Below are 26,624 nucleotides of genomic sequence, written 5' to 3'. Positions count from 1 at the left end.
GCGCCGCGGACTCGCGGGGGCTCAAAATTTCAGCATTCGTCCAGTATATCACCCGGCAACAGCTTCGCCTCATCCAACCAGCGAGGAAACGCGATCCTGCAAGGGTATTCACGCTTTCCTGAGGTTGTCGATGAAGCGCGCGATGACGATAAAGAAAACCGGTACGAAGAAAATGGCGAGAAGCGTACCGCTAATCATGCCGCCAAATACGCCGGTACCGATGGCATGCTGCGTACTGTCGCTCGCCCCACGGGCCAGCATCAACGGAACAACCCCTAAGATGAAGGCTAACGACGTCATCAGAATAGGGCGCAGGCGCTGGCCAGCGGCATGAATGGTTGCCGCCAGCAGGGGCTGCCCCTGGCGATGGAGCTGCCTCGCAAATTCAACAATCAGAATGGCGTTCTTGGCCGACAGGCCGATAAGCGTAATCAGGCCGACCTTGAAGAAAACGTCATTCGTCATGCCGGCAACCGACACCGCTATGACCGCGCCGATAAGGCCCAGCGGAACGACCAGCATGACCGCAAATGGAATAGACCAGCTCTCATACAGGGCGGCCAGCACCATAAACACGACCAGTATCGACAGGACGATAAGGCCCGGAAGCTGAGATTCCGATTTTCTCTCCTGCAATGAGCTCCCTGCCCACTCGCCAGCCATGCCCTGAGGTAAATCTCTGGACAAACTCTCCATAACCTTCATTGCGGTGCCGCTGGACTCTCCCGGCGCCGCATTTCCGGTAATGCGAATAGCCGAATATCCCTGATAACGCGTCAACTGCTGGGGCGCAACGTGCCAGGAAAGCGTGGCAAACGTTGATACCGGCACCATCTGCCCCATCCGGTTTTTCACTGATAATGTCAGTAACTGCTCAGGCTGCATTCGGTAGGGCGCATCGGCCTGAATAATCACCTGCTGAACGCGGCCGTTGTTCGTAAAGTCATTGACGTAATTTGAGCCCAGGGTGACGGAGAGCGTCTGGTTGATTTCATCAAATGAGACCCCCATCGCTTCCGCCTTTTCTCTGTCCACCTGTAGCGCAAGGCTTGTTCCTTCCGGAAGCCCGTCTATATACACATCACTCAGTTCAGGGCGCTGGTTGGCCAGCAGGACCAGCGCGTCGGCAGCGCGCTTTAACGCCTCGTAGCCCAGTCCCGCTCTGTCCTGCACGTACCAGGTGAAGCCCGACGAGGTGCCCATATCCGAAATGGCCGGCGGGAGCAGGCTCATCGTGACGGCATCAGAGACGTTCGCCATGCTGGCCTGTATCCGGTCGGCTTCCTCCTGGGCCGTCGCACCCTGCCGATCTTTCCAGTCCTTCAGCGTGGTGAAGGCCATAGCCGAGTTTGGTCCTGAACCTGAAAATCCAAAGCCCAGGATCATAATGTTGCTTTCAATATCCGGCCGGGCCGCAATTTCCTCTTCAAATTTTTTCACTACGTTGAGGGTGCGCTGCATCGTGGCATCAGAAGGCAGCTGGATTGAGGACATAAAGTAGCCCTGATCTTCATCCGGCAGAAAGGACGACGGTAACGAAGACAATCCCAGAAATAGTGCAGCACAAAGCGCAGCGTACAGAAGCAGCATACGCCCGGTTCGCTTCAGAACGGCACCCAGCCCGGCTTCGTAACAGGCGGTGAGCGAACGAAAGCGCGCGTTAAATCCGACCGCAAACCTTCCGCCTCCGCTCTTTCCTGCCTTATGCGGCTTGAGTAACGTTGCGCACAGGGCAGGCGTCAGCGTCAGGGCAAGAAACGCGGACAGCAGTATGGAGACCGCCATGGAAATACAAAATTGTCGGTAGATAATCCCGACGGATCCTTCCGCAAACCCCATGGGGATAAAGACGGCGGTCAGCACCAGCGTGATGCCAATAATTGCTGGGGTGATTTCCTGCATGGCTTGCCGCGTGGCGTCACGCGGGGACAGGCTTTTTTCCTCCATCAGACGTTCAACGTTTTCTACGACCACGATGGCATCATCAACGATAATCCCTATCGCCAGCACCATGCCGAACATCGTCAGAATATTGATGGAGTAGCCGCTCAACAGCATCACGGTGAAGGTACCAAGAAGTGCGACGGGAGCAACAATCGCCGGGATAAGCGTACAGCGTATCTTGTGCAGAAACAGCAGCATAACCAGGAAGACCAGGACCATCGCTTCCACAAATGTCTGAACAACCTTCACGATAGAAAGTTTCACAAACGGCGCGGTATCGAAGGGGATCGTAAACGCCATTCCTTCGGGTAACACCCGGGAAAGTTCGTCGATGCGCGCCCGTACGCCGGAAGCCGTACTCATTGCATTGGCGCCTGGCGAGAGCTGGATTGCCGCCGCCGTTGCGGGCACGCCATTTTCACGGATGCCAAAAGCGTAGCTTTGCAGGCCAGATTCAATCCGCGCAATGTCGGACAGTTTCAGGCGGGCGCCGGATGCATCAGATTTCAGGGTGATATTCCTGAACGCCTCAACCGAGGAGAGTTGTCCCTTCACGGTGATGGGATACGTCACCCCTTGTCCTGCAGAGGCTGGCTCATCTCCCGTTTTGCCGGGCGACACAAGGGCATTTTGCTGGCCAACGGCGGTAAGAACATCGCTCACCGAAAGCCCGTAGCCGTGGAGCTTTATGGGATCCAACCATATGCGCAGCGCTTTTTCGCCGCCAAACAGCTGAACTTTCCCTACGCCGGGCACGCGACGAAGCTCGTCACTGACGTTTCTGGCAAAATAGTCGCTTAAATCGGCTTCCTCAAATTGACCCGTCGCGGACTTCAGCCCCACCATCATTAAAAAGCCAGAGTTAGCGGCCTCGACGTTAATCCCATTTTGCCTTACCGCCTGAGGCAGACGAGGCTCGACAATCTTAATCTGATTCTGCAGATCCATCTGCGCCAGCTTGATGTCCGTGCCCGGTTTAAACGTGACGGTAATCGATGCCGAACCGGTTGTGTCACTGGATGATTCAAAGTAGAGCAAATTATCTACGCCAGAGATTTCGCGCTCGATTAACGATACCACCGACGTGTTCATGATATCGGGGCTGGCCCCCGGGTAACTGACGGAAATAATGATTCCAGGCGGCGCCACCGCCGGATACTGCGCAACCGGCAAACGGGGGACAGACAGGAGTCCTGCCAGAACGATAAAAAGCGCTACTACCCATGCGAAAATGGGGCGTTCAATAAAAAAATGCGGCATTAAATTAACGTCCGGTTACGTGAATTTCATCATCAGTGGATACGCGCTTGCCGATATCCCTGAGCTGCGAAAATTTCTCAAGAAGCTGCGGTGCGTCATCGAGGCTCGTCGCGAACATCCACATGTAGGTCATCACGGAGTAAATATGTCCGGCAGTGATGCCGGTTGAGCGCGTCATCCAGACGATGGTCAGCGTAAAAAGCGCGGCAACGAGCACGCCAACCCATAAATAACCCCACGCCTCGCGGTCAGATAATGCGATACGTAAACGCGCCAGCGTGGAGTAATGTCGGTGAAGCGTGGCCGTGCCCGCCTTATGGACATAATCCACTTCTTTTTCCAGCCGATTATTCAGGCGCATGAACAGCCATTCATTTTTACGGGCATATCCTGAGACAAATCCGAGCAGAATAAATACAAACGAAAAGCACATGACGCCGGCCCAAAATTCAATAAACAACAACATGATTGCGGCACCAAAAAGTGAGCTCAGCGACGTAATAAGCAGAGGAAGGTGCATTTCAAAGAAATCCACATATTCGCGCGAGAGCGTTACCCTGGCGGCGATCGCCGAATGGTTAAGCTGATATTTGCGCTGTGCCAGGACGACGGAAACCGCGAGTCCGGCATAAATGCGTGCAAACGTGCGCGTGTCTACGCTTCGTCTGGCCGCACCGATGAACCACATGCAAAGCACCATCAGGCCATACAGCGCGGCGTTAAGCGTCTCACCGGCGAGGATGGCATTTATCGCGATGCCAGCCAGAACGGGATAAAGTAAAAACGTCACGTTTTCGGCCACCACCAGGAAAAAAGTGACAACCAGTTTTTTCCGGTGCCGTATCGCGAGTTTTTTTAGCGAGTGCATCACTCCGGCAGGTTCAGAAGAACGAAGATTATTACGGTTCATCATTATGGATAAGTTTTATCAGATGTTTTAGGTGAGTTATTTTTGCGCAAAATACCGTGATGGAGAGTCTACCGCGCGCCTGTTTAGCGGAAATGGGCGGTTGATGGAGGCTGTGTGGAGCAGCGGCTCAAATCATTCTCATAATAAGGTACAGCGGGGCTCCACCAAAAAAAATGATCAAATAACACTCGTAGTAAAAGATCAGATCCTCGATATCGGGCATCGCGTTTAACAGTACGGTGAACGTAATAATGAGATAGACAAAAATCACCATCAGCCAGAAGGCAACGACGAGCAGCTCGGTCAACGCGCCGGCTTTATTCTGGATTATCAGAGAGACAACCGACAATGCGATGCAGCCATAAATGATGGGTGATGAGAGCAGCGTTGAGGCGACTTTTTCATCCATTTTGTGTACCAGCATCAGCCAGGTATAAAGTAATCCCCAGGACAGCAGCAGGAACAGGGAATATATTCCCAGTTTTTTAGGAGAGAAATATTTAGAAAGTTCCATGTTCATTATTTCAGCCAACTTCATAAAGTCTTTAAGTAACAGGATTAATTTGCAACGCTCACTGCCAAAAGGGTTATGCCCCAATAGCGATTTTGAACGGGTATTGTCGAGTCTTTATTGACGGAATGTGTAGGCTGTATGGAGAAATAACCGCGCAGGTAAATCAGCCGGGAAATTTTCGCGACTACGGCACTTTTTCCCGGAGGCTGTGTCTTATTGTGCTAAAGATATCTGATAGCGAGCTCAAAGGGATTTTACCCGCGGAGATAAAATGCACAAAAATACGCTGATCCTTGTTGTTGAAGATGAAGACGAAATTGCCGATATACTGATGAGTTACTTAGAGCGTTCGGGAATGAAAACGCTCCGAGCCAGGCAGGGCGAACAGGCCATAGTGCTCAATCGCCTCCATAAACCGGATCTCATCTTGCTGGACATTCACCTGCCCGTATGTGACGGCTGGAGCGTACTTACCACGCTTCGTCAGGAAAGCGCTGTCCCCGTCATTATGGTTTCCGCTCTCGATCAGGATGTCGATAAGCTCATGGGGCTGAGGCTGGGCGCGGATGATTACGTGATCAAACCCTTCAACCCTTCTGAAGTTGTCGCACGGGTTGAGGCGGTGCTGCGCAGGACAAAACCCGCGCTTCAGCAGGCAGGTTCCCAGCCGCTCAGAACGCCATTTATTACTGTCTACCCGGATGACTTCTACGTGGAAGTCACCGTGGGGGCAGAAGTTGTCTCCCCGGTATTAACGACGACCGAATTTAAATTGCTCACATACCTGGTGAGATATCCGCGAAAGGTCTGCTCACGCGAAGAGCTACTCAACGCGTGTCTGCCGGAAGGGGATACACTCGACAGAACGGTCGATAGCCACATGAGCAAGTTGCGTAAAAAACTGGAGCTGGCCGGCCTTTACGGTGTTCCCGAGAGCATCAGAGGCATGGGTTACCGGCTTGGGGAAAAGAAATGAACAAAGAGTCTTTCCTGAGTCGTCAGATCTTAACGTATATGCTGTTGCTGACGTTTACGATCATTGCCATCGCCATACTTGGCTCCTGGTTTTTTTACTCCTTTATTCTGGATCACCTCCCGGGCGGCCCTGCTGCGGGCGATGACGAGCAGATGACGATGTGGGACTGGGTATGGATTGGGACCGCGACTACGATCAGTATGATTATTGCCCTCTTTTTCACGGTCAAACTTTCATCGCGGATACTCACCCCGCTAAACGCGGTAGCGTCCAGCCTGAAAAAGATTTCTCAGGGCGATCTGAACGCCAGGGCATTTTGCGCCAGTTCCCGGCTGGGTGAGATCAATCACCTGGTGACGGATTTCAATGAAATGGCGGAAAAATTACAGACGCTGGATATTCAGAGGAAATCCTGGAATGCCGCTATCGCGCATGAGCTGAGAACCCCGGTCACGATCTTACGCGGGCGGCTTCAGGGGTTGGTTGACGGCGTTTTTACCCCGGACCCGGTGCTGTTTAATAATCTTCTCAAACAGACGGAAGGGTTAACCCGCCTGATTGAAGATCTCCGGGTTGTCAGTTCGAATGGCGGGGCGGGATACAGGTTATGCCAGTCCAGAACCGATCTAAAAGGGACAATACAGAACGCACTCGATACGTTCATGCCCGAGTTCAGCCGTAAGGCGTTTACCGTCAATACAGACCTGAGGGAGCAGCAGTGCGTATTCGATCCATTACGCATCAATCAGTGTCTGACCGTTTTATTTGATAATGCCTTACACTATTCAACCTCGCGCACGCTCATCGTGAAAAATGGCGTTTCTGATAAAGGCAATTATATCCTTATTCAGGACGGGGGACCGGGCATCCCCAGAGAGTTTCATGATTTCCTGTTTCAACCCTTTCAGCGCGATAATGGCGCCAGACATGTGAACCCGGAAGGCTGTGGCTTGGGCCTGTCGGTGGTAAAAGCCATCATGCTGGCTCATGGTGGCGATGTTACCTATACCTTATCGACGCAAAACCACTCGATATTTAAACTCACCTGGCCCGACTCGTGAGCGTCAGCGGCAGGTCAAATGTGCCTGCCGGCGGTAAATGCCATATTTTTCCTAGCTTAGCATCCCATTCCTGCGGGGTAATCGTCAGTTTACCGCGTCTCGGGCTTAAGGTTATTTCGCTGAAATAAATTTCATCTTTTTTTAGCATAAGGTCAACGCGGCAGTAGTCAATGCCATCCGCCAGCTCCTGGGATGCCAGCAACGCTTGCCGGAACAAGGCCGGTTCGCCTGGCGCCAACGGTGTATTCGGATATTCCATCTGAAAGGGTTGTAAGTTCCAGTGCCTGTCATAAACGTTGATAAACCCTTTGCCGTTATCATCCGTAAAATCCGCTTCTACATAGTGGGCAACGCCATGAAAGCAATGGATCCTCAGCATTTCGGGCGCTGTGTTCCTGTCTGCATCATCGAAGAGATCGACAAACGGTTCGCAAAGTATTTTTGGCGTAATGTTTTTGTACTGCCATTCGCGCGTGGTGTAGTACATATTTTTCTTTAACGCGAGGCTCAGTTTTTTACACGCTTCTTTTTCATTAAATTGCGCTTTGTTTGTACATATTATTGTGCTGCCGCTGTCATGGTTGCACTTAAGGACGAATTTGTCAGGAAGAACTGAAAAATCAATCTGTGATGGCCTGGTATAAACGCCAATTAATGGCACCGTTTTCACGCGCGTTGTTCTGGAGGAAACGTATGCCCGAACGGCGAGTTTATCCGCAAGCATCGTGTAGAAGTTATTATGGTCATAGACCAGACGATGACATATTTTTTCACTCAACGTCGTGGGCGAGTTAATGTCAGGAGTTTCCCCGGTTGATTTTTTAAGCCTCACGGTATGAAAATGCAGGTCCGTCATTAAAAATGAGCGGCATTTTCTGATGAGATACTCTGTGTATTTTAAAACGTAAGTGGCAGTGTTCATTTCTTCTCCTCCGTAATGTCCGGATATTCTGGAGAAGAACTGTTGATTGATATTGCTTAAAATATGGAGCAGGGATGGAGACGAAAAATTTAAGGATTAAATAGCGCTCGCAGGCTATTTAATCCTTAAATTAATGGGGTAGTTTTTGTGAAGCGTCGCGCTTAGCGGTCCTTTCTCCACGCATCGGCGGTTAATGCTTCACCGAAATGACCGGCAATAAGGCGTTTTGTCAGTTCATGGAGCGGGGAGGCCATCACATCCGCCGTACTGCCGCGCTCAACAACTTCCCCCTGGTGCATGACCAGCACCTGATCGCTGATGTGCTTCATCATTCCCAGATGCTGGGTCACGTAGATATAAGAGATACCCTGTTTTTCCTGCAATTCCAGCATCAGGTTAATCAACTGAGAGCGCATCGACATATCCAGCGAGGCAAGCGCTTCGTCGGCAATGATCACTTTCGGTCGCAAAATCAGCGCACGCGCCAGACCCAGACGCTGTTTCTGGCCGGGAGCCAGCATATGGGGATAGTAACTTTCGTGATCCGGTAACAGCCCAACCATACGCAGGGTTTCAACGATGCGCTTGCGGCGCGCTTCCGGCTCCAGGTCAGTGTTCAGACGCAGCGGAAAATCGAGGATCTGCGAAATGCGCTGGCGTGGATTGAGCGAGGTCGACGGATCCTGGAAAATCATGCGGATGCGCTGGCTGCGGAAAGAGTAATCACCGAACGCCAGCGGATGATCGTCAATCAGCACTTCACCGTCGGTCGGTTCGACCATTCCCGCCAGCATTTTTGCCAGCGTGGATTTGCCGGAACCGTTCTCACCGATGATCGCCAGGGTCTGTTTTTCACGCAGGGTAAAGCTCAGGGGTTTTACCGCTTCGACCGTCTGACGATGAAACAGCCCCGTACGATAGCGAAAGGTCTTACTCAGGTTGCGGACTTCCAGCAAGGTTTCGACCATTTCACTCTCTCTCCATGTTCAGCGGGAAATGACAGGCATAAAGATGGTTTTTAGCCCCCGTCAGACGCGGCGTTTCAATGCACTTGCGCTGCGCGTAGGGACAGCGCGGCCCCAGACGACAGCCTATCGGCAGGGATTCCAGCAGCGGAATCGCCCCTGGCAGGGTATTCAGGCGGCTCTTGTGCGGCATGGCGCTGCCAAAATCCGGAATGGCGCGGATAAGCGCCTGGGTATAGGGATGATGCGGCGCGGTGATCAGGTCTTCACTCGGCGCGGTTTCGACCGTTTGCCCGCAGTACATCACATCAATTTTATCCGCCCATTTGCTGAGCATTTGCAGGTCATGGCTGATCAGCAAAATGGTGGTGTTGTTATTCTGGTTGAGACGCGACAGCAGGCGGAAAATTTGTGCCTGTGTCGTGGGCTCCATCGCGTTTGTGGGTTCATCCGCAATCAACAGGCGCGGCTGATTGGCCAGCGCGATGGCAATCATCACTTTCTGACATTCACCGTCGGTCAGCTCATAGGGGAAGCTGCGCATCGCATCTTTATGATCTTTGATCCCGACGCGGTGCAGGAGCTCGATGGCGCGACGCTTGCGCCAGCCAATGCGCTGCCACCAGCGGCCTTTATAGGTCCAGCCGGGAATGTTCTGCATCAGCTGTTTGCCCACGCGTTCCGACGGGTCGAGACAGGACTGCGGCTCCTGGAAAATCATCGAGACGTTATGCCCGACCAGCTTACGCCGCTCGCGCGGGGAGAGGCGCAGCAGGTCGATATCATCAAAGCGCATACGGTCTGCGGTCACGCGCCAGTTATCTTTTGCCACGCCGCAAATGGCCTTGGCAATCAGGCTTTTCCCCGAGCCAGATTCCCCCACCAGCCCACGAATCTCACCCTCCGCAAGGGTGATACTGATGCGATCGACGGCTTTAACCCAGCCTTCACCGGTTTTGAATTCGATGGTGAGGTTGCGAATATCAAGAAGCGGCATTATTGCACCCCCGCGTTAATTGCACGGCGAATACCGTCGCCCAGCAGGTTGATCAGCAGCACGCTCACCATAATGGCCGCACCCGGCAGCATCACCGTCCACGGCGCAACGTAGATTAATTCCAGCGCGTCACCGAGCATCGCGCCCCACTCAGGAGACGGCAACTGCGCGCCGAGGTCGAGGAAGCCAAGCGCAGCGATGTCCAGAATCGCCATCGACAGGGCGCGGGTGATCTCGGTGACCAGCCCGGCGGCAATGTTAGGCAAAACGGCAAACCACAGAATATTGAAGGTCGTTGCGCCGTCCAGACGGGCTGCGACGACATACTCTTTCTCCAGCTCATCATGCACCATGCTGTAAACCGAGCGCACGATGCGGGGCAGAATCGCCAGCCAGACGGCGAACATGGCATGCGACAGGTGCGGACCGGCAAAGGCAACCACAATGATCGCCAGCAGCAGAGAGGGGATCGAGAGCAGCGTATCGAGAATGTGGTTAAGCACCGCCGAACGCAGACCATGGGTGGAGCCCGCAAAAATACCCAGCGCCAGCCCACAGATCGTTGCCGCAAACGTCACCACAAACGCCCCGCCCACGGTAGGGGCAGCACCGCTCAGCAGGCGGCTTAGCACGTCACGTCCGAGATCGTCCGTTCCCAGGAAGAAGGAGACTTCACCGTAGCGCGACCAGGAAGGCGGCAGTAGCTGATAGCCAAGGAACTGCTGATCGATACCATAAGGCGCAAACCACGAACCAAAAATGCAAAGTACTACCAGACCGGCGCAGCCATAAAGGCCGATCATGGCCGTGGTGTCGCCGTAGAATTTACGCCACACGGTACGCAGCACACCGGGTGTGCGCTTTTCACTGTATACGCTATCGTAAGGCATACCATTCCTTATGCTTCAATGGGTTGGCCATGGCACCCAGAATATCGGACAACACGTTCACAATGATCACCAGCGAACCAATCACCATCACCCCTGCCGAAATCGCCGCGTAGTCCTGCTGGCGGATGGCGTTAATCAGCCACCGTCCCAGCCCGGGCCAGCTAAAGACCATCTCGGTGATCATGGCCAGCGTGAGCATGGTAGAAAACTGTAATCCCAGACGTGGAATTACCGGCGGCAGGGCGTTATGCAGGACGTTGCGACGCAGGATGGTCAGGCGCGACAACCCGCGCGTCGCGGCGGCTTTGACATAGTTCTGGTCAAACACCTCGATGGTACTGAGACGCATCAGACGGATCACTTCGGTCGTCGGTGCCACCGCCAGGGTCAGCACCGGCAATACCATATGGCGCAGGGCGCTAACGATCATCTCATCGCGCCACACGGAATCGGAGAGCCATGCGTCAACGATCGCAAAGCCCGTCACCGTTTTCACCGTGTAAAGCAGGTCAAAACGGCCTGAGACCGGCAACCAGCCCATGGTCAGCGAGAAGAAAAGCGTCAGCAGCAGCGCCAGCCAAAAGACCGGGATGGAGAAGCCGAGCAGGGCCAGCGCACTGATAAACTTATCCTGCCATTTGTTGCGATAAATGCCGGCTAACATCCCCACGGGAATGCCAACCATCAGGGCAAAGCCGAAGGCCAGAATGCACAGCTCCATCGTGGCCGGGAAGACCTCTTTTAACTGCTCGGAAATCAGCTGTCCGTTAATGCTGGACACCCCAAAATCCCAGTGTAGCAGCCCGTTAAACCAGAAGAGCCAGGCATCCCACAGGGAAGAGCCCTGGAGCGGGGCATGCGGCGTGAAATAGCTCAGGCTGAAGCCGACAAAGTTCAGGAAAAAGAGCGTCACCAGCAGCAACAGGAGCCGACGTAAGGTAAAAATAATCATGGTTTTTTCACCTCTTGTTCTTTTTCACGCGACACACCGGCGAACGAGGCGTTGCCGAAAGGACTCAGCACCAGGCCTTTAATATCATAACGATAGGCCTGCAGACGCAGGGAGGAGGCCAGCGGCAACACCGGCAGCTCCTGCGCGAGGATCTTCTGCGCTTCATCATAGGCGTCGATGCGGGAAGCCAGCTGTTGGGAAGCCAGCGCTTTTTGCAGCACGGCGTCAAACTCCCGGTGACACCAGTGGGCGTAGTTGGTCTGCGAGTTTATCGCCGCACAGCTTAGCAACGGACGGAAGAAACTGTCCGGATCGTTACTGTCGGTTGCCCAGCCGGTCAGGGTTAAATCATGATTCATATCCATCAGGCGCGCCTCCTGGAAACGGCCCTCTACCGGTACGATGATCACCTTCACGCCGACCTGCGCCATATCCGCCTGCAGCAGCTCGGCGGTCTTGAGCGGGCTCGGGTTCCACGCCTGGGAACTGGTGGGCACCCAAAGTTGCAGCGTGAGGTTTTCCGCGCCCAGCGCCTTCAGCTGTTCGCGCGCTTTTGCCGGATTGTATTCCGTAATTTTAGCCTCACCGTCGTAGGCCCACGAGGCGCGCGGTAAAATTGAGGCGGCGGTTTCCGCTGTGCCGTAGTAGATCGACTGCATCAGGCGCTGGTTGTTGATCGCCAGCGCCAGCGCATGACGAACGGCAGGGTTATTCAGCGGCGGCTTATCGGTGTTAAAGGCCAGATAAGCGATATTCATGCCGGGACGTAACGTCAGACGCAGGCGCGGGTCGTCGCGCAGAATGGTGAGCTGGCTGGCAGCAGGCCAGGCGAGCACGTCACACTCCCCGGTGAGCAGTTTTGACAGACGCCCCGTCCCGCCGGAACCCAGATCGACCACCACCTGCGGCATCAGCGGCGTGCCGCGCCAGAAATGTTCGTGGCGCTGCAGACGAATGTATTGCCCGGCGCGGTATTCGGCCAGCTGGAACGGACCGGTGCCGACCGGCTGGCGATCGAGCAGTTCCTGACGATCTTTTTTCGTCAGCTTCGCCGCGTATTCGGCCGACATAACGGACGCATAGTGAGTCGCCAGGTGCCAGAGGAAAGAGGCATCCGGTCGGGTCAGCGTAAATTCCACCGTCCGGTTATCCAGCTTGCGCACGCTCTTAACGGTGTCGGCAAACTGCAGGCTGTCGAAATAGGGGAAGTTGCTGCCGTTGACGTTATGCCACGGGTGATTGCGGTTAAAGATACGCTGGAACGTAAAGACCACATCGTCCGCGTTCAGCTTGCGCGTGGGGGTAAACCACGGCGTGCGCTGAAACGCCACATCATCACGAAGATGAAAACGGTAGGTTGCGCCGTTATCCAGTACTTCCCAGCTCTCCGCCAGCTCGGGGACCAGACGGTAGGTGTAAGGATCGACATCAAGCAGCCGATCGTAAAGCTGGGCGGCGAGGGTATCCACAATCAGGCCGCTGCCCGCTTTTTGCGGGTTGAAGGTGTCCACCTGGCCGCTGACGCAATAGACGAAGCCGCTGTCTCGAATGTCAGGCTGCGGCGTTTGCCCGGGCGCAGCAAAGGCCAGGCTGCTGAACAGACCGAGTGCAAAAAAGGACGATAAAACCAGACGCATAATTTTTAAGGTTTTTAGGTTCGATCTGCAAAGTGTATCGCACTTACGCCTGCTTCGTAAAAATGTCTGCGGGTAAGTGCTGATATTGTCAGCGCATTTGATGCTTTTTGAGCAATGCCCTTAACTGATGGTAGGTCAGGCCCAGCAGTTCAGCCGCCCGTTTCTGGTTATATTTTGCTGCCTTCAGGCTTTGTTCCAGCAGCTGTTGCTCCTGGTCGTGCTGGAACTGACGTAAATCCAGGGGAAGGGGGGGCGCATCGGCCGACAACGACGGAGTGGGTACCGGGGGGGCGCTGCGCTGAAAAGGATCGATAATAATATTGTCCAGCTCCGTCTCGCTGCTGGCGTGGCGATAGACGGAACGCTCGACGACGTTTTTCAGCTCGCGGATATTTCCCGGCCAGTGATAAGCAAGCAGCATCTCCCGGGCATAGTCGCTAAAGCCGGGGAACAGTGGCAGACCCAGTTCACGGCACATCTGGATAGCAAACTGTTCTGCCAGCAGCATGATGTCGCTTTGCCGCTCGCGCAGCGGGGGAAGCTGAACGACGTCAAAAGCCAGCCGGTCAAGCAGATCGGCACGGAATTTTTCCTGTGCGACCCTTTCCGGCAGGTTGGCGTTGGTGGCGCAGACCAGGCGCACGTTGACCTGCAGCGGCTGGCTGCCGCCGACACGCTCCAGCTCGCCGTACTCAATCACACGCAGCAGTTTTTCCTGCACCAGCATCGGCGCGGTGGCCAGTTCGTCGAGAAACAGTGTGCCGCCGTCGGCGCGTTCAAAGCGTCCGGGATGACGCTTCTGAGCGCCGGTAAAGGCGCCCGCTTCATGGCCGAAGAGCTCGCTGTCGAGCAAATTTTCATTGAGCGCCGCGCAGTTAAGGGAAATGAAGGGGCCATCCCAGCGCCCGGACAAATAATGCAGACGGTTGGCTATTAGCTCCTTTCCGGTTCCGCGTTCACCGATGATGAGCACCGGTTTATTGAGCGGCGCAAGGCGGGAGACCTGTTCCAGCACTTCCAGAAAACTGTTGGCTTCACCGAGTAAATTGTCTTTGTATCCAGGCATGATGAAATTAACCACTCCTTAGCGATATTCACCAGGTAAGCATAGTTGCGCGCTGCCTGAAAAGCAATCAGGCTCATAAAAATCAATAAGATAAAAGTTGGCACGGGTTTTGTATTATCTGTACAGCAGGGCATCGCCCGATTACAGAACTATGAGGATTCGATTATGGGTATTTTTTCTCGTTTTGCCGACATCGTGAACGCCAACATCAACTCGCTGCTTGAGAAAGCGGAAGATCCGCAGAAACTGGTACGCCTGATGATTCAGGAGATGGAAGACACGCTGGTTGAAGTGCGTTCTACCTCCGCCCGTGCGCTGGCGGAGAAAAAACAGCTTACGCGTCGTATTGAGCAGGCTACCGCTCAGCTGAACGAATGGCAGGAGAAAGCGGAGCTCGCGCTGCGAAAGGACAAAGAAGATCTGGCCCGTGCGGCGTTGATTGAAAAACAGAAGCTTGCAGAGCTGGTGGCGACTCTTGAGCATGAAGTGACGCTGGTGGATGACACGCTCAGCCGAATGAAGAAAGAGATCGGTGAGCTTGAAAACAAACTGAGCGAAACGCGGGCGCGTCAGCAGGCGCTGACTTTGCGTCACCAGGCGGCGAGCTCTTCCCGCGACGTGCGTCGTCAGCTGGACAGCGGCAAACTGGATGAGGCGATGGCGCGTTTTGAATCGTTTGAGCGTCGTATCGACCAGATGGAAGCGGAAGCCGAAAGCCACAGCATCGGCAAGCAGAAGTCGCTGGATCAACAGTTCGCCGATCTGAAAGCCGATGATGAAATCAGCGAGCAACTGGCGGCACTGAAAGCCAAAATGAAGCAAGATAACCAATAATAATGCCTGCGGCACCTGAGCGTGCCGCCTCGTAAGACAAGGAGTACACATGAGCGCGCTTTTTCTGGCTATTCCCCTGACTATTTTCGTGCTGTTCGTATTGCCGATATGGCTCTGGCTGCACTACAGCAACCGTTCTTCACGGGGCGAACTTTCCCAGGGTGAACAACAGCGTCTGGCACAGCTCTCAGAAGAGGCAAACAGAATGCGCGAACGCATTCAGGCGCTGGAAGCCATTCTCGATGCCGAACACCCAAACTGGAGGGATCGTTAATGTCTGGACTGAATCTGAACAAAAAGTTGTGGCGTATTCCGCAGCAGGGCATGGTGCGAGGCGTCTGTGCCGGGCTGGCCCATTATCTTGATGTCCCGGTAAAACTGGTCCGCGTGGTCACCGTGCTGTCGATCTTCTTCGGTCTGGCATTTATTACCCTGGTGGCGTACATCATTCTGTCGTTTGTTCTTGACCCGATGCCAGAAGGGGAACTGGCTGCGGAAGGTGCTCCCACCAGCAGCGATCTCCTCAATGCTGTGGATGAGCAACTCGCCGCCGGTGAGAAGCGGTTACGGGAAATGGAACGTTATGTCACATCCGATACCTTTACGCTGAGAAGTCGTTTCCGTCAGCTTTAAGAGAGAAAAGAGATGAAACAACACTGGCAACAGGCCGGTCAGAAGGTAAAACCCGGCCTGAAAATCGCAGGTAAGCTGGTCCTGATGACCGCGTTACGTTACGGTCCGGCTGGGGTAGCGGGGTGGGCGATTAAATCGGTTGCCCGCAAGCCGGTCAGAATGGTGCTGGCCGTGGCACTCGAACCGCTGTTGCAAAACGTTGCAAAACGGCTTTCACGCCGTTATTTCACCCGGTAATGCCCCCTCGCGTTGGCCTTTCTCTTTCGTGAGCAGGGCTGGCGACAGTTAACGCTATTTTCGCTTTTCCCCATTCTTTCTTTGCGGCAGCTCACAATACTGCGTTGAGCTGCTTTGCAATGCCCTTTTTCTGCCTCCCGGTCCGTTGACAGATATTTTCCATGGGAGTAGATTGCCATCTGTGGGACCGCTACCATGGAAAATAAAGTGAACGCAAAAATTAAAGAACTTATTAATCGTATTTACGGGGAAATGTTTTCTGATGCCCAGCTCAATGCGCTAATGGAAAATATCGGAAAGGCTGCTGCTGTTATTACGGAAACGCGTAAAACGGGTTGGGATGAAAATGATGTTGTGCTGATTACCTATGCCGATCAATTTTCGGCAGAAGGGGAGAAGGCACTTCCTGTTTTTACACGTTTTTATAATAAATGGCTTTCTGCTTCTTTTTCTCACGTCCATCTTTTACCTTTTTATCCATGGTCTTCGGACGACGGTTTTTCTGTCATTGATTATCATGAAGTTGCACCTGAAACAGGAACGTGGCGAGACGTTGCCGAATTAAAACAGTCAACCAGTTTGATGTTTGATTTTGTCTGTAACCACATGTCAGCCAAAAGCAAATGGTTTGCTAATTATCTTAAACAAACCCCAGGGTACGATGATTTCTTTATTGCTGTCGATCCTCAAACTGACCTCTCCGCCGTAACGCGTCCGCGCGCATTACCGCTTCTTACACCTTTCACGCTTCATGATGGCAGCGTACGCCACCTGTGGACCACCTTCAGTGACGACCAGGTCGATCTCAATTTCGCCTCGCCACAGGTGCTGATTGCGATGGTCGACGTGCTGCTGCATTACCTGATTGAAGGGGCGCGTTACATCCGGCTGGATGCCGTTGGGTTTATGTGGAAAACGCCCGGAACATGTTGCATCCACCTTGAACAAACGCATCTCCTCATTCAGCTCTTCCGCGCCATTACCGACGTCGTTGCACCTGGCACGGTGATCATCACGGAGACCAACGTTCCGCATCAAGACAATATCTCTTACTTTGGCAACGGTGAAAATGAAGCGCAGATGGTTTACCAGTTCTCGCTGCCTCCGCTGGTACTGCATGCGGTGCATAGTCAGGATGTTCGTGTTCTCAGTGAGTGGGCTGCGTCGCTAACGCTGCCCTCCACGAACACCACCTGGTTCAACTTCCTGGCCTCGCATGACGGGATTGGCCTTAATCCGTTACGGGGAATTTTACCCGAATCAGAGATCCTCTCCCTGGTTGAAAAACTTCAGCACGAAGGGGCGCTGGTTAACTGGAAAAATAACCCGGATGGTACCCGAAGTCCTTATGAAATTAACGTAACCTATCTGGATGCATTAAGTACGCTTGATTGTGATGATAATCAACGCGTGGCCCGCTTTATTCTGGCGCACGCCGTGCTGTTAAGTTTTCCGGGTGTGCCTGCGGTTTATATTCAAAGTATTCTGGGTTCGCGTAATGATTATGAAGGGGTTAAGCGCCTGGGATACAACCGTGCGATTAATCGAGAGAAATATGTTGCAGGCCAAATTGATGGCGCGTTGGAAAATAAAAACAGTTTGCGATGTCAGGTCTATTCCGCGTTAAGCCGGTTAATTGCGCTGCGTCGGGCAGAAAAAGCATTTCATCCTGACAGTGAAGCGTATTTTAGTGCACCGGATGACGCTATTTTAAAAATCACTCGCGTTGCGGCATTGGGTGAAAAGATAACCGCAATATTTAATTTCAGCGAACGTACACAAACGGTGCAATCCGATATTTCAGTTGGCAGGGATTTGATCGCCGGAAATGTTATTACCGATACAACGCTAACCCTTACTCCATGGCAGGTGTTGTGGATTAAAGAAAACTAAAAAAGGATCTTAAACATGAAAATGCCCCGAATTGTGCTGATCTCAGCACTGGTTTCGTGCGCCTTGTTATCAGGGTGCAAGGATGACAAACCCTCTGCTGTCACCATCGAGTTTATGCACTCGTCGGTTGAGCAGGAGCGTCAGGCGGTTATTACGGAACTGATCGAAAAATTCGAGAAAGAGAACCCCGGCATTACCGTAAAACAGGTGCCGGTAGAAGAAGATGCCTATAACACCAAAGTGATTACGCTGGCCAGAACCGGCGCGCTGCCCGAAGTGATTGAAGTCAGCCACGACTACGCGAAGGTGATGGACAAGGAACAACTGCTGGATCGCAAGGCGATCGGCGAAGCCATCAAGGCGGTCGGTGAAAACACCTTCTATGACGGCATCTTGCGCGTTGTTCGTACGGAAGACGGTTCTGCATGGACGGGGGTGCCGATCAGCGCCTGGTTGTCCGGTGTCTGGTACCACAAAGATGTGCTTGCCGCGGCGGGTATTGACGAGCCGCATAACTGGAAACAGTTGCTTAACGCCAGCCAGCGCCTGAACGACCCGGCCAGGAAACATTACGGCATTGCGCTGCCAACCGCGGAAAGCGTGATGACCGAGCAGGCATTCTCTCAGTTTGCACTTTCCGGTGGCGCGAACGTTTTTGATGCAAAAGGGAATATCAATATCGATACCCCTGAAATGGCGGGCGCTCTGGCGTTTTATAAAGCGCTGGCCGCGAACACCATGCCTGGCTCAAACGATGTCATGGAGATCAAAGATGCCTTCATGAACGGTTCTGCCCCCATGGCCGTTTACTCCACCTACATCCTGCCGGCGGTCTTTAAAGACGGAAACCCGGCCAACCTCGGCTTTGTTGTGCCAACAGAAAAGTCGTCTGCCGTCTACGGCATGGTCACCTCCCTGACGATCACCGCCGGTCAGACTGAAGACGAAACGAAAGCCGCAGAGAAGTTTGTCACCTGGATGGAACAGGCTCAACAGGCAACGGACTGGGTAATGATGTCGCCCGGCGCGGCATTGCCGGTGAACAAACTGGTCGTCGGCACCGATACCTGGAAAAAAAATGATGTGATTAAAGCCTTTGGGCAACTGCCTTACGAACTGATCGCGCAGTTCCCGAATGTCCAGGTGTTTGGCGCCGTGGGGGACAAAAACTTCACTCGCATGGGGGATGTGACGGGGTCCGGGATTATCAGTTCCATGGTGCATAACGTCACGGTGGGGCAACACGATCTCCGCGCGACGTTGAGCAGCAGCCAGAAGCAACTGACTGACCTGATGTCACAACGATAGGAGCGCTTTGCGGAAGGAAATTATGAAGACGTTGTTTTCTGGTCGTTCAGATATGCCTTTCGCCATGCTGCTGTTGGCCCCCAGCCTGATTTTGCTGGGGGGCCTGGTGGCCTGGCCGATGATTTCCAACATTGAAATCAGCTTTTTACGTTTGCCGCTTAACCCGCGCATCAGCGCCGTGTTTGTCGGGCTGGACAATTACATTCGCATTCTCAGTGATGCCGCTTTCTGGCATTCGCTGTGGATGACGTACTGGTACACCGCACTGGTTGTGATGGGGAGTACGGTGCTGGGGCTGGCCGTTGCCCTTTTCTTTAACCGCGAGTTTCGCCTGCGCAAAACAGCCCGTTCGCTGGTGATTTTGTCCTATGTCACCCCGTCCATATCACTGGTGTTTGCCTGGAAATACATGTTCAACAACGGCTACGGGATTGTGAACTATCTGGGCGTTGATCTGCTGCATCTGTATGACCAGGCGCCATTGTGGTTCGACAATCCAGGCAGCAGCTTTGTGCTGGTAGTGTTGTTCGCCATCTGGCGTTACTTCCCGTACGCGTTCATTTCGTTTCTCGCGATTTTACAGACCATTGATAAATCGCTGTATGAAGCTGCGGAAATGGACGGTGCCAATGCCTGGCAGCGTTTTCGTATCGTCACGCTGCCCGCGATTATGCCGGTGCTGGCGACGGTAGTGACGCTCCGCACTATCTGGATGTTCTACATGTTTGCGGATGTCTACCTGCTGACGACCAAGGTCGATATTTTGGGCGTCTATCTCTACAAAACGGCTTTCGCTTTCAATGATTTGGGTAAAGCAGCCGCGATCTCCGTCGTGCTGTTCGTGATCATCTTCGCGGTGATCCTGCTGACCAGAAAAAGGGTAAACCTCAATGGCAACAAATAAACGCGTACTGGGCCGTATTGGTTTTTATCTGGGGCTGCTGCTGTTTCTTGTCATCACACTGTTCCCGTTTTTCGTGATGTTGATGACGTCGTTCAAAAGCGCAAAAGAGGCGATATCCCTGCACCCGACTATATTGCCGCAGGAGTGGACGTTGCAGCATTACGTCGACATTTTCAACCCGCTGATTTTCCCGTTTGTGGACTACTTCAGAAACAGCATGGTGGTGTCATTGATCTCATCGGTGATTGCCGTATTTCTCGGTACGCTCGGGGCTTACGCCTTGTCCAAACTGCGTTTTAAAGGACGTGCGACGATCAATGCGAGCTTCTACACCGTCTACATGTTCTCCGGGATTTTGCTGGTCGTACCGTTGTTCAAAATCATCACCGCGCTCGGCATTTATGACACAGAACTGGCGCTGATCGTCACCATGGTGACCCAGACGTTGCCCACTGCCGTCTTCATGCTGCGCAGCTATTTCGACACCATTCCGGACGAAATAGAAGAGGCTGCGATGATGGATGGTCTGAATCGCCTGCAGATCATCTTTCGCATCACCGTGCCGCTGGCGATTTCCGGTCTCGTGTCGGTCTTTGTCTACTGCTTCATGGTGGCGTGGAACGACTATCTGTTTGCCTCCATTTTCCTCTCGAGTGCCAGCAATTTCACTCTGCCGGTCGGGCTGAACACCCTCTTTAGCACGCCAGATTATATCTGGGGTCGCATGATGGCGGCATCGCTGGTGACGGCACTTCCGGTGGTCATCATGTACGCATTATCAGAACGTTTTATTAAAAGTGGTTTGACCGCCGGCGGCGTTAAGGGCTGAGGCGGCCAGTATTTTTTCCCAGGAGCAAGTCATGAAAAAGTTAGTTGCAACGGCGCCTCGTGTGGCGGCGCTGGTGGAGTATGAAGATCGTCCGGTTGCTGTCCATGAAGTGAAAATTCGTGCCCGCTTTGGCGCACCGAAACACGGCACCGAAGTTGTGGATTTCCGCGCGGCAAGCCCGTTTATTGATGAAGAGTTCAACGCGGAGTGGCAGATGTTCACGCCGCGTGAAGCCGGTGCAGCCCGCGGGATCGAATTCGGTAAGTTCCAGCTGGGCAATATGATTGTTGGCGACATTATTGAATGTGGTGCTGACGTGACGGAATACCAGCCAGGCGACAGCGTCTGCTGCTATGGTCCGCTGCAGGAGACGGTCATTGTTAACGCGGTCAATAACTACAAGCTGCGTAAAATGCCGCAGGGCGCGTCCTGGAAAAACGCCGTTTGCTACGATCCGGCACAGTTCGCCATGAGCGGCGTGCGCGATGCCAACGTCCGGGTCGGGGATTTTGTGGTCGTGGTCGGGCTTGGGGCCATTGGCCAGATTGCGATCCAACTGGCGAAAAAAGCCGGCGCGTCAATTGTCATCGGTGTCGATCCTATCGCCCACCGTTGCGAGATTGCCCGCCGCCATGGGGCAGACCACTGCCTTAATCCAGTCGGTACGGACATCGGCCTGGAGATCAAAAAGCTGACCGGGAAGCAGGGCGCGGATGTGATCATCGAAACCAGCGGCTTTGCTGATGCACTGCAGTCTGCGCTGCGCGGACTCGCCTACGGCGGCACTATCTCCTACGTCGCCTTCGCGAAACCGTTCGCAGAAGGCTTCAACCTCGGTCGCGAAGCGCATTTCAATAACGCGAAGATCGTCTTTTCGCGCGCCTGCAGCGAACCCAATCCGGATTACCCGCGCTGGAACCGCAAACGTATTGAGGAGACCTGCTGGGAGCTGCTGATGAACGGTTATCTCAACTGCGAGGACCTGATCGACCCGGTTGTCACTTTTACCACCAGCGCTGAAAGCTACATGCAGTATGTCGATCAGCACCCTGAACTGAGCATCAAAATGGGCGTCACTTTTTAAGCTAAGGAGAGCACCAATGAAAATCGCAACCCAAAACCAGGCTTTTTTCCCAACCCCGATTCTGGAGAAGTTCCAGTACATCAAAGCGATGGGTTTTGATGGCTATGAAATTGACGGCAAACTGCTGGTAGAAAACCTTGATGAGGTAAAAGCCGCGATCAACGCCACTGGCCTGCCGGTGACGACAGCATGTGGGGGATACGATGGCTGGATTGGCGACTTCATTGAAGAGCGTCGGCTGAATGGGTTAACACAGATTGAACGTATTCTGGAGGCCCTGTCAGAGGTAGGGGGCAAGGGCATTATCGTGCCTGCAGCCTGGGGAATGTTTACCTTCCGCCTGCCACCGATGACCTCCCCACGCAGCCTCGAAGGCGACCGCAACGCGGTGAGTGCTTCGCTGCGCTGGCTGGATGAGGTGGCGGGGCGTACCGGAACGACGATTTACCTGGAACCCCTGAACCGCTATCAGGATCACATGATCAATACCCTGGCGGACGCGCGTCGTTATATCGAAGAGAACGCGCTGAAACACGTACAGATCATCGGCGATTTCTACCATATGAATATCGAAGAAGATTCACTGACGGAGGCGCTGCATCGCAACCGCGATCTGCTTGGTCACGTCCATATTGCCGATAATCATCGTTATCAGCCGGGAAGCGGTAGCCTCGATTTTGCCAGCCTGTTCGATCAGCTGCGCGCGGATAATTACCAGGGCTATGTGGTGTATGAGTGCCGTGTTCGTGCCGACGACCCGGCTCAGGCGTACCAGGACTCTCTCACTTATTTGCGTGAATGCTAAGGATGACGAGCGTGATGAGTCCCTCTACACCTTCGTGCCTGCGCGTCGCCATTATTGGCGCCGGGCAGGTCGCGGAAAAAGTGCATGCCTCGTATTACGCCACACGCAGTGATGTTCAGATGGTGGCTGTGATGGATAGCCACCCTGAACAGGCACAGGCGTTTGCGGAACGTCATGCCATCCCCTCTGCCTGGCAGGATGTGCGGGAGATGCTTAAAGCGGTTAAGCCGGATGTGGTGAGCGTCTGTTCGCCTAACCGGTTTCACTTTGAACACGTGATGGCAGCGCTGGAAGCCGGCTGCCATGTGATGTGCGAGAAACCGCCAGCCATGACGCCACAAGAGGCCGACCAGATGCGCATCGCTGCGCGTAAGGCGGGAAAAGTACTGGCGTATGATTTTCACCATCGTTTCGCACTGGATACGCAACAGGTGCGTGAGGCCGTGATGAACGGCGCATTGGGTGAAATTTATTTCACCACGGCGCAGGCGCTGCGGCGCTGTGGGGTGCCGGGCTGGGGCGTCTTTACCAACAAATCGTTACAGGGCGGTGGACCGCTGATTGATATTGGTATCCATATGCTGGATGCCGCGATGTACGTGCTGGGGTTCCCGGCGGTTAAACGGGTGACGGCGCACAGCTTTCAAAGGCTGGGAAACCGCAAAAGCAGCGGCCAGTTTGGCACGTGGGATCCCGCTCAGTTTACCGTTGAAGATGCCCTGTTCGGCACCATTGAATTTTGCAACGGCGGCATTCTGCGTCTGGACACCTCGTTTGCGCTGAATATCCGTGAGCAATCGATCATGAACGTCACATTCTGCGGTGAAAAGGCAGGGGCCACGCTTTTCCCGGCCCACATTTATCACGACGACGCTGGTGTTTTACATACCCTCACGCAGCGAGAAGAGGCGGACGATCGGCGCCATTTACGCAGTATGGATGCCTTTGTCCGTCATGTGCTGGGGGAACCCGTAACGATCGCCGATGCAGAACAGGGGCTGGTTATCCAGCAGCTTGTCGCCGCGCTGTATGAGTCGGCAGAAACAGGGGAAAGCGTCTCATTATGCTAAACGTCTCTGTCTTAACCGATCCGGGCTTTTGTCCCCACAGCCTGAATAAATACGCCTCCATCATGGCCTGCGGTAATGGCTACATGGGGATCCGGGCGACGCATGAAGAAGAGTACACCCGGCAAACCAGAGGCATGTATCTTGCCGGGCTTTATCATCAGGCGGGTCCTCACGAGACCACGGAACTGATCAACCTGCCAGATATCACCGGTATGGATATTGAACTGGATGGGGTGAATTTTACGCTGCTTTCAGGCGAGATCCTCGCGTGGCAACGCGAGCTGGTGTTTGCCAATGGCGAACTCCGGCGCAGCGTCGTCTGGCGCTCGCCCAACGGAAAACGCTACCGTCTGGAGAGCCGCCGTTTCGTCTCGCTGGATCAGTTGCCGTTAGCGGCGATGCAATTCTCGATTACGCCGCTTGATGCCGACTCGCAGGTCGTGCTGAACACCGGCATTGATGCGACGCAAACCAACAGCGGAAGACAGCATCTGGATGAAGTGTCGGTCAGAGTGTTTGACCAGCATTACCTGCAGGGTGTCTATGAAACGCAGGACCGGGGCTCTGAGGTTGTCATCTCGGCGTTTTGTCAGCTGTCTGCTAACAGCGATAGCTGCTTCACCGCAAAAAATCGTCGGTTGCTGGCGCACTATTCACTGATGGTGGCTCAGGGTGACACTGTCACGCTGGATAAACTTGTCTGGGTTGCTCACCGCAGCGATAAAGCCCTGTCGCAGGCGTCGTTTGCACGCAGCGCGCTGGCGGATCTCAAAGTGTGTGCGGCGAGGGGTTATGCCGCGCTGCTGGAAAGCTCTGCGTGTGTCTGGGAAGAGGTCTGGCGCGACGCCCGGGTAGAGGTGGACTCGACGGAAGGTCAGGATCAGATGGCGCTGGACTACGCCGTCTGGCATCTGACCGCCATGACCCCGGCCCATGATGAGCGAAGCAGCATTGCCGCAAAAGGGTTGACGGGAGAGGGGTATAAAGGCCACGTCTTCTGGGATACGGAAATTTTCCTGCTGCCTTTCCATCTTTTTACCCGTCCGCAGGTCGCCCGGAGCCTGCTGCGCTATCGCTGGCTTAACCTGGCCGGCGCCCGGGAAAAAGCCCGTCGCAACGGCTGGCCGGGCGCGCTGTTCCCCTGGGAGAGTGCGGCAAGTGGTCAGGAAGAGACGCCGGAGTTTGCCGCCATCAACATCCGAACGGGCACGCGCCAGAAGGTGGCCTCCGCGCTGGCTGAACACCATATCGTGGCGGACATTGCCTGGGCCGTGGTCGCCTACTGGCAGGCGACGCAGGATGATGCCTTTATGCGCAAAGAAGGTCTGACGTTGCTGATGGAAACCGCCGCGTTCTGGATGGGGCGCGCAACGGAAGTCAATGATCGTCTGGAAATCCATGACGTGATTGGACCGGACGAATACACGGAACATGTGAACAATAACGCCTACACCAACTATCTGGCCTGGAACAACGTTGCCAGTGCATGTCGGTTTATGGCGATGTTTGAGCGTGAAGATGGGCGTTTTACGGAGAATGCCACCCGGTTCCTGGCGAGATTATGGTTACCGGAAGCCGATGCAGACGGAGTGATCCCACAGGATGATACCTTCATGGCGAAACCGGCTATTGATTTGAGCCGTTATAAAGCGAAAGCGGGGAAGCAGACCATTCTGCTCGATTACTCCCGTGCGGAAGTGAATGAGATGCAGATCCTTAAGCAGGCCGATGTTGTGATGCTTAACTACCTGTTGCCCGAACGGTTTACGCCGCAGCAATGTGCCGCCAACCTGGCGTTCTACGAGCCCCGTACGATCCATGACTCTTCGCTGAGCAAGGCCATTCACGGCATTGTGACGGCCCGTTGCGGCGATACGGAAGGGGCCTATGCTTTCTGGCGTGCTGGTGTCGCCATTGACCTGGGGGACGATCCCCACAGCAGCGACGACGGCATTCATGCTGCCGCCACCGGCGCGATCTGGTCCGGCGTGATTCAGGGATTTGCCGGTATGCAGATTGTAGAAGGGGAACTGCATCTTGCGCCGAAGCTGCCCGCTCACTGGCGCAAACTTGCATTTCCGCTGCGCTGGCGGAACGCGCGCATGCGCTTTGCCTTTGAAAAAGACGTGCTAACAATCGATACCACCGCACCCGTCACGTTAACCCTCTGGGGAAAAACGTTGTGCGTCACGGAGCGGCAGGCACTGTCCTTAAGGGATTTTCTTACGCCTGATAATGGGACCGCTACCACGGAGGCCAGCCATGAAGCCTGAAGCTGTTGTTTTCGATCTTGACGGCGTCATCACCGATACCGCGCATCTGCACTTCCTCGCCTGGCGCGCGGTAGCGCAGGAGATTGGCATTGCCATCGACGAGGTGTTTAACGAGGAGTTGAAGGGAATTAGCCGCATGGAATCCCTGCAGCGGATCCTGCGACACGGTTCAAAAGAGGGGGCATTCGACGATAAACAGTGCCTGGCGCTGGCGGGTAAGAAAAATGCGCTCTACGTCGCGTCTCTGGCGTCGTTGACCGAGGCGTCGCTGCTGCCGGGCATCCGCGAGGTGCTGGCGGAGATACGTGCGGCGAAGGTCAAAATTGGGCTCGCCTCCGTTTCCCTGAATGCGCCCCGCATACTGACGGCGCTCGGCATTGAGGACGCCTTTGATTTTTGTGCCGATGCCTCCCTCATTGTCTGTTCGAAACCTGACCCGGAGATCTTCCTCGCCGCCTGCGCTGGTCTGGGGGTTTGTCCTGAATCGGCCATCGGTATTGAAGATGCCCCCGCAGGCGTTGAGGCGATCAACGCTGCGGGAATGCTATCGGTTGGGATTGGATCGGGCCTGCACCATGCGGGATTACAACTTCATTCAACGCGGGAACTGACCTGGAAATGCCTGACCGATTTCTGGGCATCCCGGACGTATTGATAAGG

25 protein-coding genes are annotated in these 26,624 nt (G+C 54.2%); 15 read left to right on the top strand and 10 right to left on the bottom strand.

What is annotated here, in order from left to right:
• Nucleotides 1-108: 108 nt before the first annotated feature.
• From EKN83_RS00925 to EKN83_RS00915, 3 genes are all read right to left on the bottom strand, one after another.
• The gene (locus tag EKN83_RS00925; protein WP_126800164.1) at nucleotides 109-3,204 is read right to left on the bottom strand and encodes a multidrug efflux RND transporter permease subunit; all 3,096 of its coding nucleotides are present in this window, start codon (nucleotides 3,202-3,204) and stop codon (nucleotides 109-111) included.
• A gap of 4 nt (nucleotides 3,205-3,208) precedes the next feature.
• The gene (locus tag EKN83_RS00920; protein ID WP_409513600.1) at nucleotides 3,209-4,072 is read right to left on the bottom strand and encodes an ABC transporter six-transmembrane domain-containing protein; all 864 of its coding nucleotides are present in this window, start codon (nucleotides 4,070-4,072) and stop codon (nucleotides 3,209-3,211) included.
• A 169-nt stretch (nucleotides 4,073-4,241) separates the two neighbouring features.
• Nucleotides 4,242-4,628, bottom strand: coding sequence for a hypothetical protein (locus EKN83_RS00915; protein ID WP_045285958.1), 387 nt, complete (start codon nucleotides 4,626-4,628; stop codon nucleotides 4,242-4,244).
• 271 nt (nucleotides 4,629-4,899) lie between these two features.
• Here EKN83_RS00915 and EKN83_RS00910 point away from each other — a divergent pair, with 271 nt between their 5' ends.
• On the top strand, nucleotides 4,900-5,604 hold the full coding sequence (locus tag EKN83_RS00910; RefSeq protein WP_126800162.1) for a response regulator: 705 nt from the start codon (nucleotides 4,900-4,902) through the stop codon (nucleotides 5,602-5,604).
• Complete coding sequence (locus EKN83_RS00905; protein ID WP_126800161.1) at nucleotides 5,601-6,665, top strand: ATP-binding protein; 1,065 nt, start codon at nucleotides 5,601-5,603, stop codon at nucleotides 6,663-6,665. The genes EKN83_RS00910 and EKN83_RS00905 overlap by 4 nt, the downstream gene beginning before the upstream one ends.
• Here EKN83_RS00905 and EKN83_RS00900 read toward each other — a convergent pair.
• The 7 genes from EKN83_RS00900 to pspF all read right to left on the bottom strand — a co-directional run bounded on the left by EKN83_RS00900 (nucleotide 6,646) and on the right by pspF (nucleotide 14,094).
• On the bottom strand, nucleotides 6,646-7,587 hold the full coding sequence (locus EKN83_RS00900; protein WP_126800160.1) for an ATP-grasp fold amidoligase family protein: 942 nt from the start codon (nucleotides 7,585-7,587) through the stop codon (nucleotides 6,646-6,648). The genes EKN83_RS00905 and EKN83_RS00900 overlap by 20 nt on opposite strands.
• A gap of 161 nt (nucleotides 7,588-7,748) precedes the next feature.
• Nucleotides 7,749-8,555 (bottom strand): peptide ABC transporter ATP-binding protein SapF, encoded by an 807-nt coding sequence (sapF, locus tag EKN83_RS00895; RefSeq protein WP_025756604.1) that lies wholly within the window; start codon nucleotides 8,553-8,555, stop codon nucleotides 7,749-7,751.
• A 1-nt stretch (nucleotide 8,556) separates the two neighbouring features.
• Nucleotides 8,557-9,549 (bottom strand): putrescine export ABC transporter ATP-binding protein SapD, encoded by a 993-nt coding sequence (sapD, locus tag EKN83_RS00890; RefSeq protein ID WP_025756605.1) that lies wholly within the window; start codon nucleotides 9,547-9,549, stop codon nucleotides 8,557-8,559.
• On the bottom strand, nucleotides 9,549-10,439 hold the full coding sequence (sapC, locus tag EKN83_RS00885; protein WP_047958815.1) for a putrescine export ABC transporter permease SapC: 891 nt from the start codon (nucleotides 10,437-10,439) through the stop codon (nucleotides 9,549-9,551). The genes sapD and sapC overlap by 1 nt, the downstream gene beginning before the upstream one ends.
• On the bottom strand, nucleotides 10,426-11,391 hold the full coding sequence (sapB, locus tag EKN83_RS00880) for a putrescine export ABC transporter permease SapB (RefSeq protein ID WP_045285954.1): 966 nt from the start codon (nucleotides 11,389-11,391) through the stop codon (nucleotides 10,426-10,428). Before sapB ends, sapC begins: the two co-directional genes overlap by 14 nt.
• Entirely contained in the window at nucleotides 11,388-13,028 is a 1,641-nt protein-coding gene (gene sapA, locus EKN83_RS00875) for an ABC transporter substrate-binding protein SapA (RefSeq protein ID WP_025756608.1), read from the bottom strand. The genes sapB and sapA overlap by 4 nt, the downstream gene beginning before the upstream one ends.
• 88 nt (nucleotides 13,029-13,116) lie before the next feature.
• Nucleotides 13,117-14,094 carry a phage shock protein operon transcriptional activator gene (gene pspF / locus EKN83_RS00870; protein WP_126800159.1) on the bottom strand — a complete coding sequence of 326 codons (978 nt, stop codon included), beginning with the start codon at nucleotides 14,092-14,094 and terminating at the stop codon, nucleotides 13,117-13,119.
• Between the two features lie 165 nt (nucleotides 14,095-14,259).
• On the opposite strand from pspF, the gene pspA reads away from it, so the two are divergent.
• The 13 genes from pspA to pgmB all read left to right on the top strand — a co-directional run bounded on the left by pspA (nucleotide 14,260) and on the right by pgmB (nucleotide 26,619).
• Nucleotides 14,260-14,928: a phage shock protein PspA gene (gene pspA, locus EKN83_RS00865; protein ID WP_025756610.1), complete on the top strand. Its 669-nt coding sequence runs from the start codon at nucleotides 14,260-14,262 to the stop codon at nucleotides 14,926-14,928.
• A gap of 49 nt (nucleotides 14,929-14,977) precedes the next feature.
• Entirely contained in the window at nucleotides 14,978-15,202 is a 225-nt protein-coding gene (pspB, locus tag EKN83_RS00860) for an envelope stress response membrane protein PspB (RefSeq protein WP_126800158.1), read from the top strand.
• Entirely contained in the window at nucleotides 15,202-15,561 is a 360-nt protein-coding gene (pspC, locus tag EKN83_RS00855) for an envelope stress response membrane protein PspC (protein ID WP_025756612.1), read from the top strand. Before pspB ends, pspC begins: the two co-directional genes overlap by 1 nt.
• 12 nt (nucleotides 15,562-15,573) lie before the next feature.
• Nucleotides 15,574-15,798, top strand: coding sequence for a phage shock protein PspD (gene pspD, locus EKN83_RS00850; protein WP_047958810.1), 225 nt, complete (start codon nucleotides 15,574-15,576; stop codon nucleotides 15,796-15,798).
• A gap of 195 nt (nucleotides 15,799-15,993) precedes the next feature.
• Nucleotides 15,994-17,691: a sugar phosphorylase gene (locus tag EKN83_RS00845; protein WP_126800157.1), complete on the top strand. Its 1,698-nt coding sequence runs from the start codon at nucleotides 15,994-15,996 to the stop codon at nucleotides 17,689-17,691.
• Between the two features lie 15 nt (nucleotides 17,692-17,706).
• On the top strand, nucleotides 17,707-18,999 hold the full coding sequence (locus EKN83_RS00840) for an ABC transporter substrate-binding protein (RefSeq protein ID WP_126800156.1): 1,293 nt from the start codon (nucleotides 17,707-17,709) through the stop codon (nucleotides 18,997-18,999).
• Between the two features lie 22 nt (nucleotides 19,000-19,021).
• Entirely contained in the window at nucleotides 19,022-19,903 is an 882-nt protein-coding gene (locus EKN83_RS00835) for a carbohydrate ABC transporter permease (RefSeq protein ID WP_126800155.1), read from the top strand.
• Entirely contained in the window at nucleotides 19,890-20,732 is an 843-nt protein-coding gene (locus tag EKN83_RS00830; protein ID WP_045285087.1) for a carbohydrate ABC transporter permease, read from the top strand. Before EKN83_RS00835 ends, EKN83_RS00830 begins: the two co-directional genes overlap by 14 nt.
• Before the next feature lie 31 nt (nucleotides 20,733-20,763).
• Nucleotides 20,764-21,816 (top strand): zinc-dependent alcohol dehydrogenase, encoded by a 1,053-nt coding sequence (locus tag EKN83_RS00825; RefSeq protein WP_095449095.1) that lies wholly within the window; start codon nucleotides 20,764-20,766, stop codon nucleotides 21,814-21,816.
• A gap of 16 nt (nucleotides 21,817-21,832) precedes the next feature.
• The gene (locus EKN83_RS00820; protein ID WP_045285085.1) at nucleotides 21,833-22,621 is read left to right on the top strand and encodes a sugar phosphate isomerase/epimerase family protein; all 789 of its coding nucleotides are present in this window, start codon (nucleotides 21,833-21,835) and stop codon (nucleotides 22,619-22,621) included.
• A 14-nt stretch (nucleotides 22,622-22,635) separates the two neighbouring features.
• Nucleotides 22,636-23,691, top strand: a complete 1,056-nt coding sequence (locus tag EKN83_RS00815; RefSeq protein WP_032672429.1) for a Gfo/Idh/MocA family protein — start codon at nucleotides 22,636-22,638, stop codon at nucleotides 23,689-23,691.
• Complete coding sequence (locus tag EKN83_RS00810) at nucleotides 23,685-25,964, top strand: glycoside hydrolase family 65 protein (RefSeq protein ID WP_126800154.1); 2,280 nt, start codon at nucleotides 23,685-23,687, stop codon at nucleotides 25,962-25,964. Before EKN83_RS00815 ends, EKN83_RS00810 begins: the two co-directional genes overlap by 7 nt.
• Nucleotides 25,954-26,619, top strand: a complete 666-nt coding sequence (gene pgmB, locus EKN83_RS00805) for a beta-phosphoglucomutase (protein ID WP_045285083.1) — start codon at nucleotides 25,954-25,956, stop codon at nucleotides 26,617-26,619. The genes EKN83_RS00810 and pgmB overlap by 11 nt, the downstream gene beginning before the upstream one ends.
• The last annotated feature ends 5 nt before the right edge of the window (nucleotides 26,620-26,624 follow it).

Origin of the sequence: Enterobacter sp. WCHEn090032, from assembly GCF_003986875.1 — a bacterium.
Classification (GTDB): Bacteria; Pseudomonadota; Gammaproteobacteria; order Enterobacterales; family Enterobacteriaceae; genus Enterobacter; species Enterobacter sichuanensis.
The sequence above is the reverse complement of the archived record's forward strand: the minus strand, read 5'-3'. Positions and strand labels throughout refer to the sequence as shown.

Bases quoted from the DNA above. Each gene is read 5' to 3' on its own strand.
- EKN83_RS00925 (WP_126800164.1), bottom strand. From the start codon at position 3,204: ATGCCGCATTTTTTTATTGAACGCCCCATTTTCGCATGGGTAGTAGCG.
- EKN83_RS00920 (WP_409513600.1), bottom strand. From the start codon at position 4,072: ATGCACTCGCTAAAAAAACTCGCGATACGGCACCGGAAAAAACTGGTT.
- EKN83_RS00915 (WP_045285958.1), bottom strand. From the start codon at position 4,628: ATGGAACTTTCTAAATATTTCTCTCCTAAAAAACTGGGAATATATTCC.
- EKN83_RS00910 (WP_126800162.1), top strand. From the start codon at position 4,900: ATGCACAAAAATACGCTGATCCTTGTTGTTGAAGATGAAGACGAAATT.
- EKN83_RS00905 (WP_126800161.1), top strand. From the start codon at position 5,601: ATGAACAAAGAGTCTTTCCTGAGTCGTCAGATCTTAACGTATATGCTG.
- EKN83_RS00900 (WP_126800160.1), bottom strand. From the start codon at position 7,587: ATGAACACTGCCACTTACGTTTTAAAATACACAGAGTATCTCATCAGA.
- sapF (WP_025756604.1), bottom strand. From the start codon at position 8,555: ATGGTCGAAACCTTGCTGGAAGTCCGCAACCTGAGTAAGACCTTTCGC.
- sapD (WP_025756605.1), bottom strand. From the start codon at position 9,549: ATGCCGCTTCTTGATATTCGCAACCTCACCATCGAATTCAAAACCGGT.
- sapC (WP_047958815.1), bottom strand. From the start codon at position 10,439: ATGCCTTACGATAGCGTATACAGTGAAAAGCGCACACCCGGTGTGCTG.
- sapB (WP_045285954.1), bottom strand. From the start codon at position 11,391: ATGATTATTTTTACCTTACGTCGGCTCCTGTTGCTGCTGGTGACGCTC.
- sapA (WP_025756608.1), bottom strand. From the start codon at position 13,028: ATGCGTCTGGTTTTATCGTCCTTTTTTGCACTCGGTCTGTTCAGCAGC.
- pspF (WP_126800159.1), bottom strand. From the start codon at position 14,094: ATGCCTGGATACAAAGACAATTTACTCGGTGAAGCCAACAGTTTTCTG.
- pspA (WP_025756610.1), top strand. From the start codon at position 14,260: ATGGGTATTTTTTCTCGTTTTGCCGACATCGTGAACGCCAACATCAAC.
- pspB (WP_126800158.1), top strand. From the start codon at position 14,978: ATGAGCGCGCTTTTTCTGGCTATTCCCCTGACTATTTTCGTGCTGTTC.
- pspC (WP_025756612.1), top strand. From the start codon at position 15,202: ATGTCTGGACTGAATCTGAACAAAAAGTTGTGGCGTATTCCGCAGCAG.
- pspD (WP_047958810.1), top strand. From the start codon at position 15,574: ATGAAACAACACTGGCAACAGGCCGGTCAGAAGGTAAAACCCGGCCTG.
- EKN83_RS00845 (WP_126800157.1), top strand. From the start codon at position 15,994: ATGGAAAATAAAGTGAACGCAAAAATTAAAGAACTTATTAATCGTATT.
- EKN83_RS00840 (WP_126800156.1), top strand. From the start codon at position 17,707: ATGAAAATGCCCCGAATTGTGCTGATCTCAGCACTGGTTTCGTGCGCC.
- EKN83_RS00835 (WP_126800155.1), top strand. From the start codon at position 19,022: ATGAAGACGTTGTTTTCTGGTCGTTCAGATATGCCTTTCGCCATGCTG.
- EKN83_RS00830 (WP_045285087.1), top strand. From the start codon at position 19,890: ATGGCAACAAATAAACGCGTACTGGGCCGTATTGGTTTTTATCTGGGG.
- EKN83_RS00825 (WP_095449095.1), top strand. From the start codon at position 20,764: ATGAAAAAGTTAGTTGCAACGGCGCCTCGTGTGGCGGCGCTGGTGGAG.
- EKN83_RS00820 (WP_045285085.1), top strand. From the start codon at position 21,833: ATGAAAATCGCAACCCAAAACCAGGCTTTTTTCCCAACCCCGATTCTG.
- EKN83_RS00815 (WP_032672429.1), top strand. From the start codon at position 22,636: ATGAGTCCCTCTACACCTTCGTGCCTGCGCGTCGCCATTATTGGCGCC.
- EKN83_RS00810 (WP_126800154.1), top strand. From the start codon at position 23,685: ATGCTAAACGTCTCTGTCTTAACCGATCCGGGCTTTTGTCCCCACAGC.
- pgmB (WP_045285083.1), top strand. From the start codon at position 25,954: ATGAAGCCTGAAGCTGTTGTTTTCGATCTTGACGGCGTCATCACCGAT.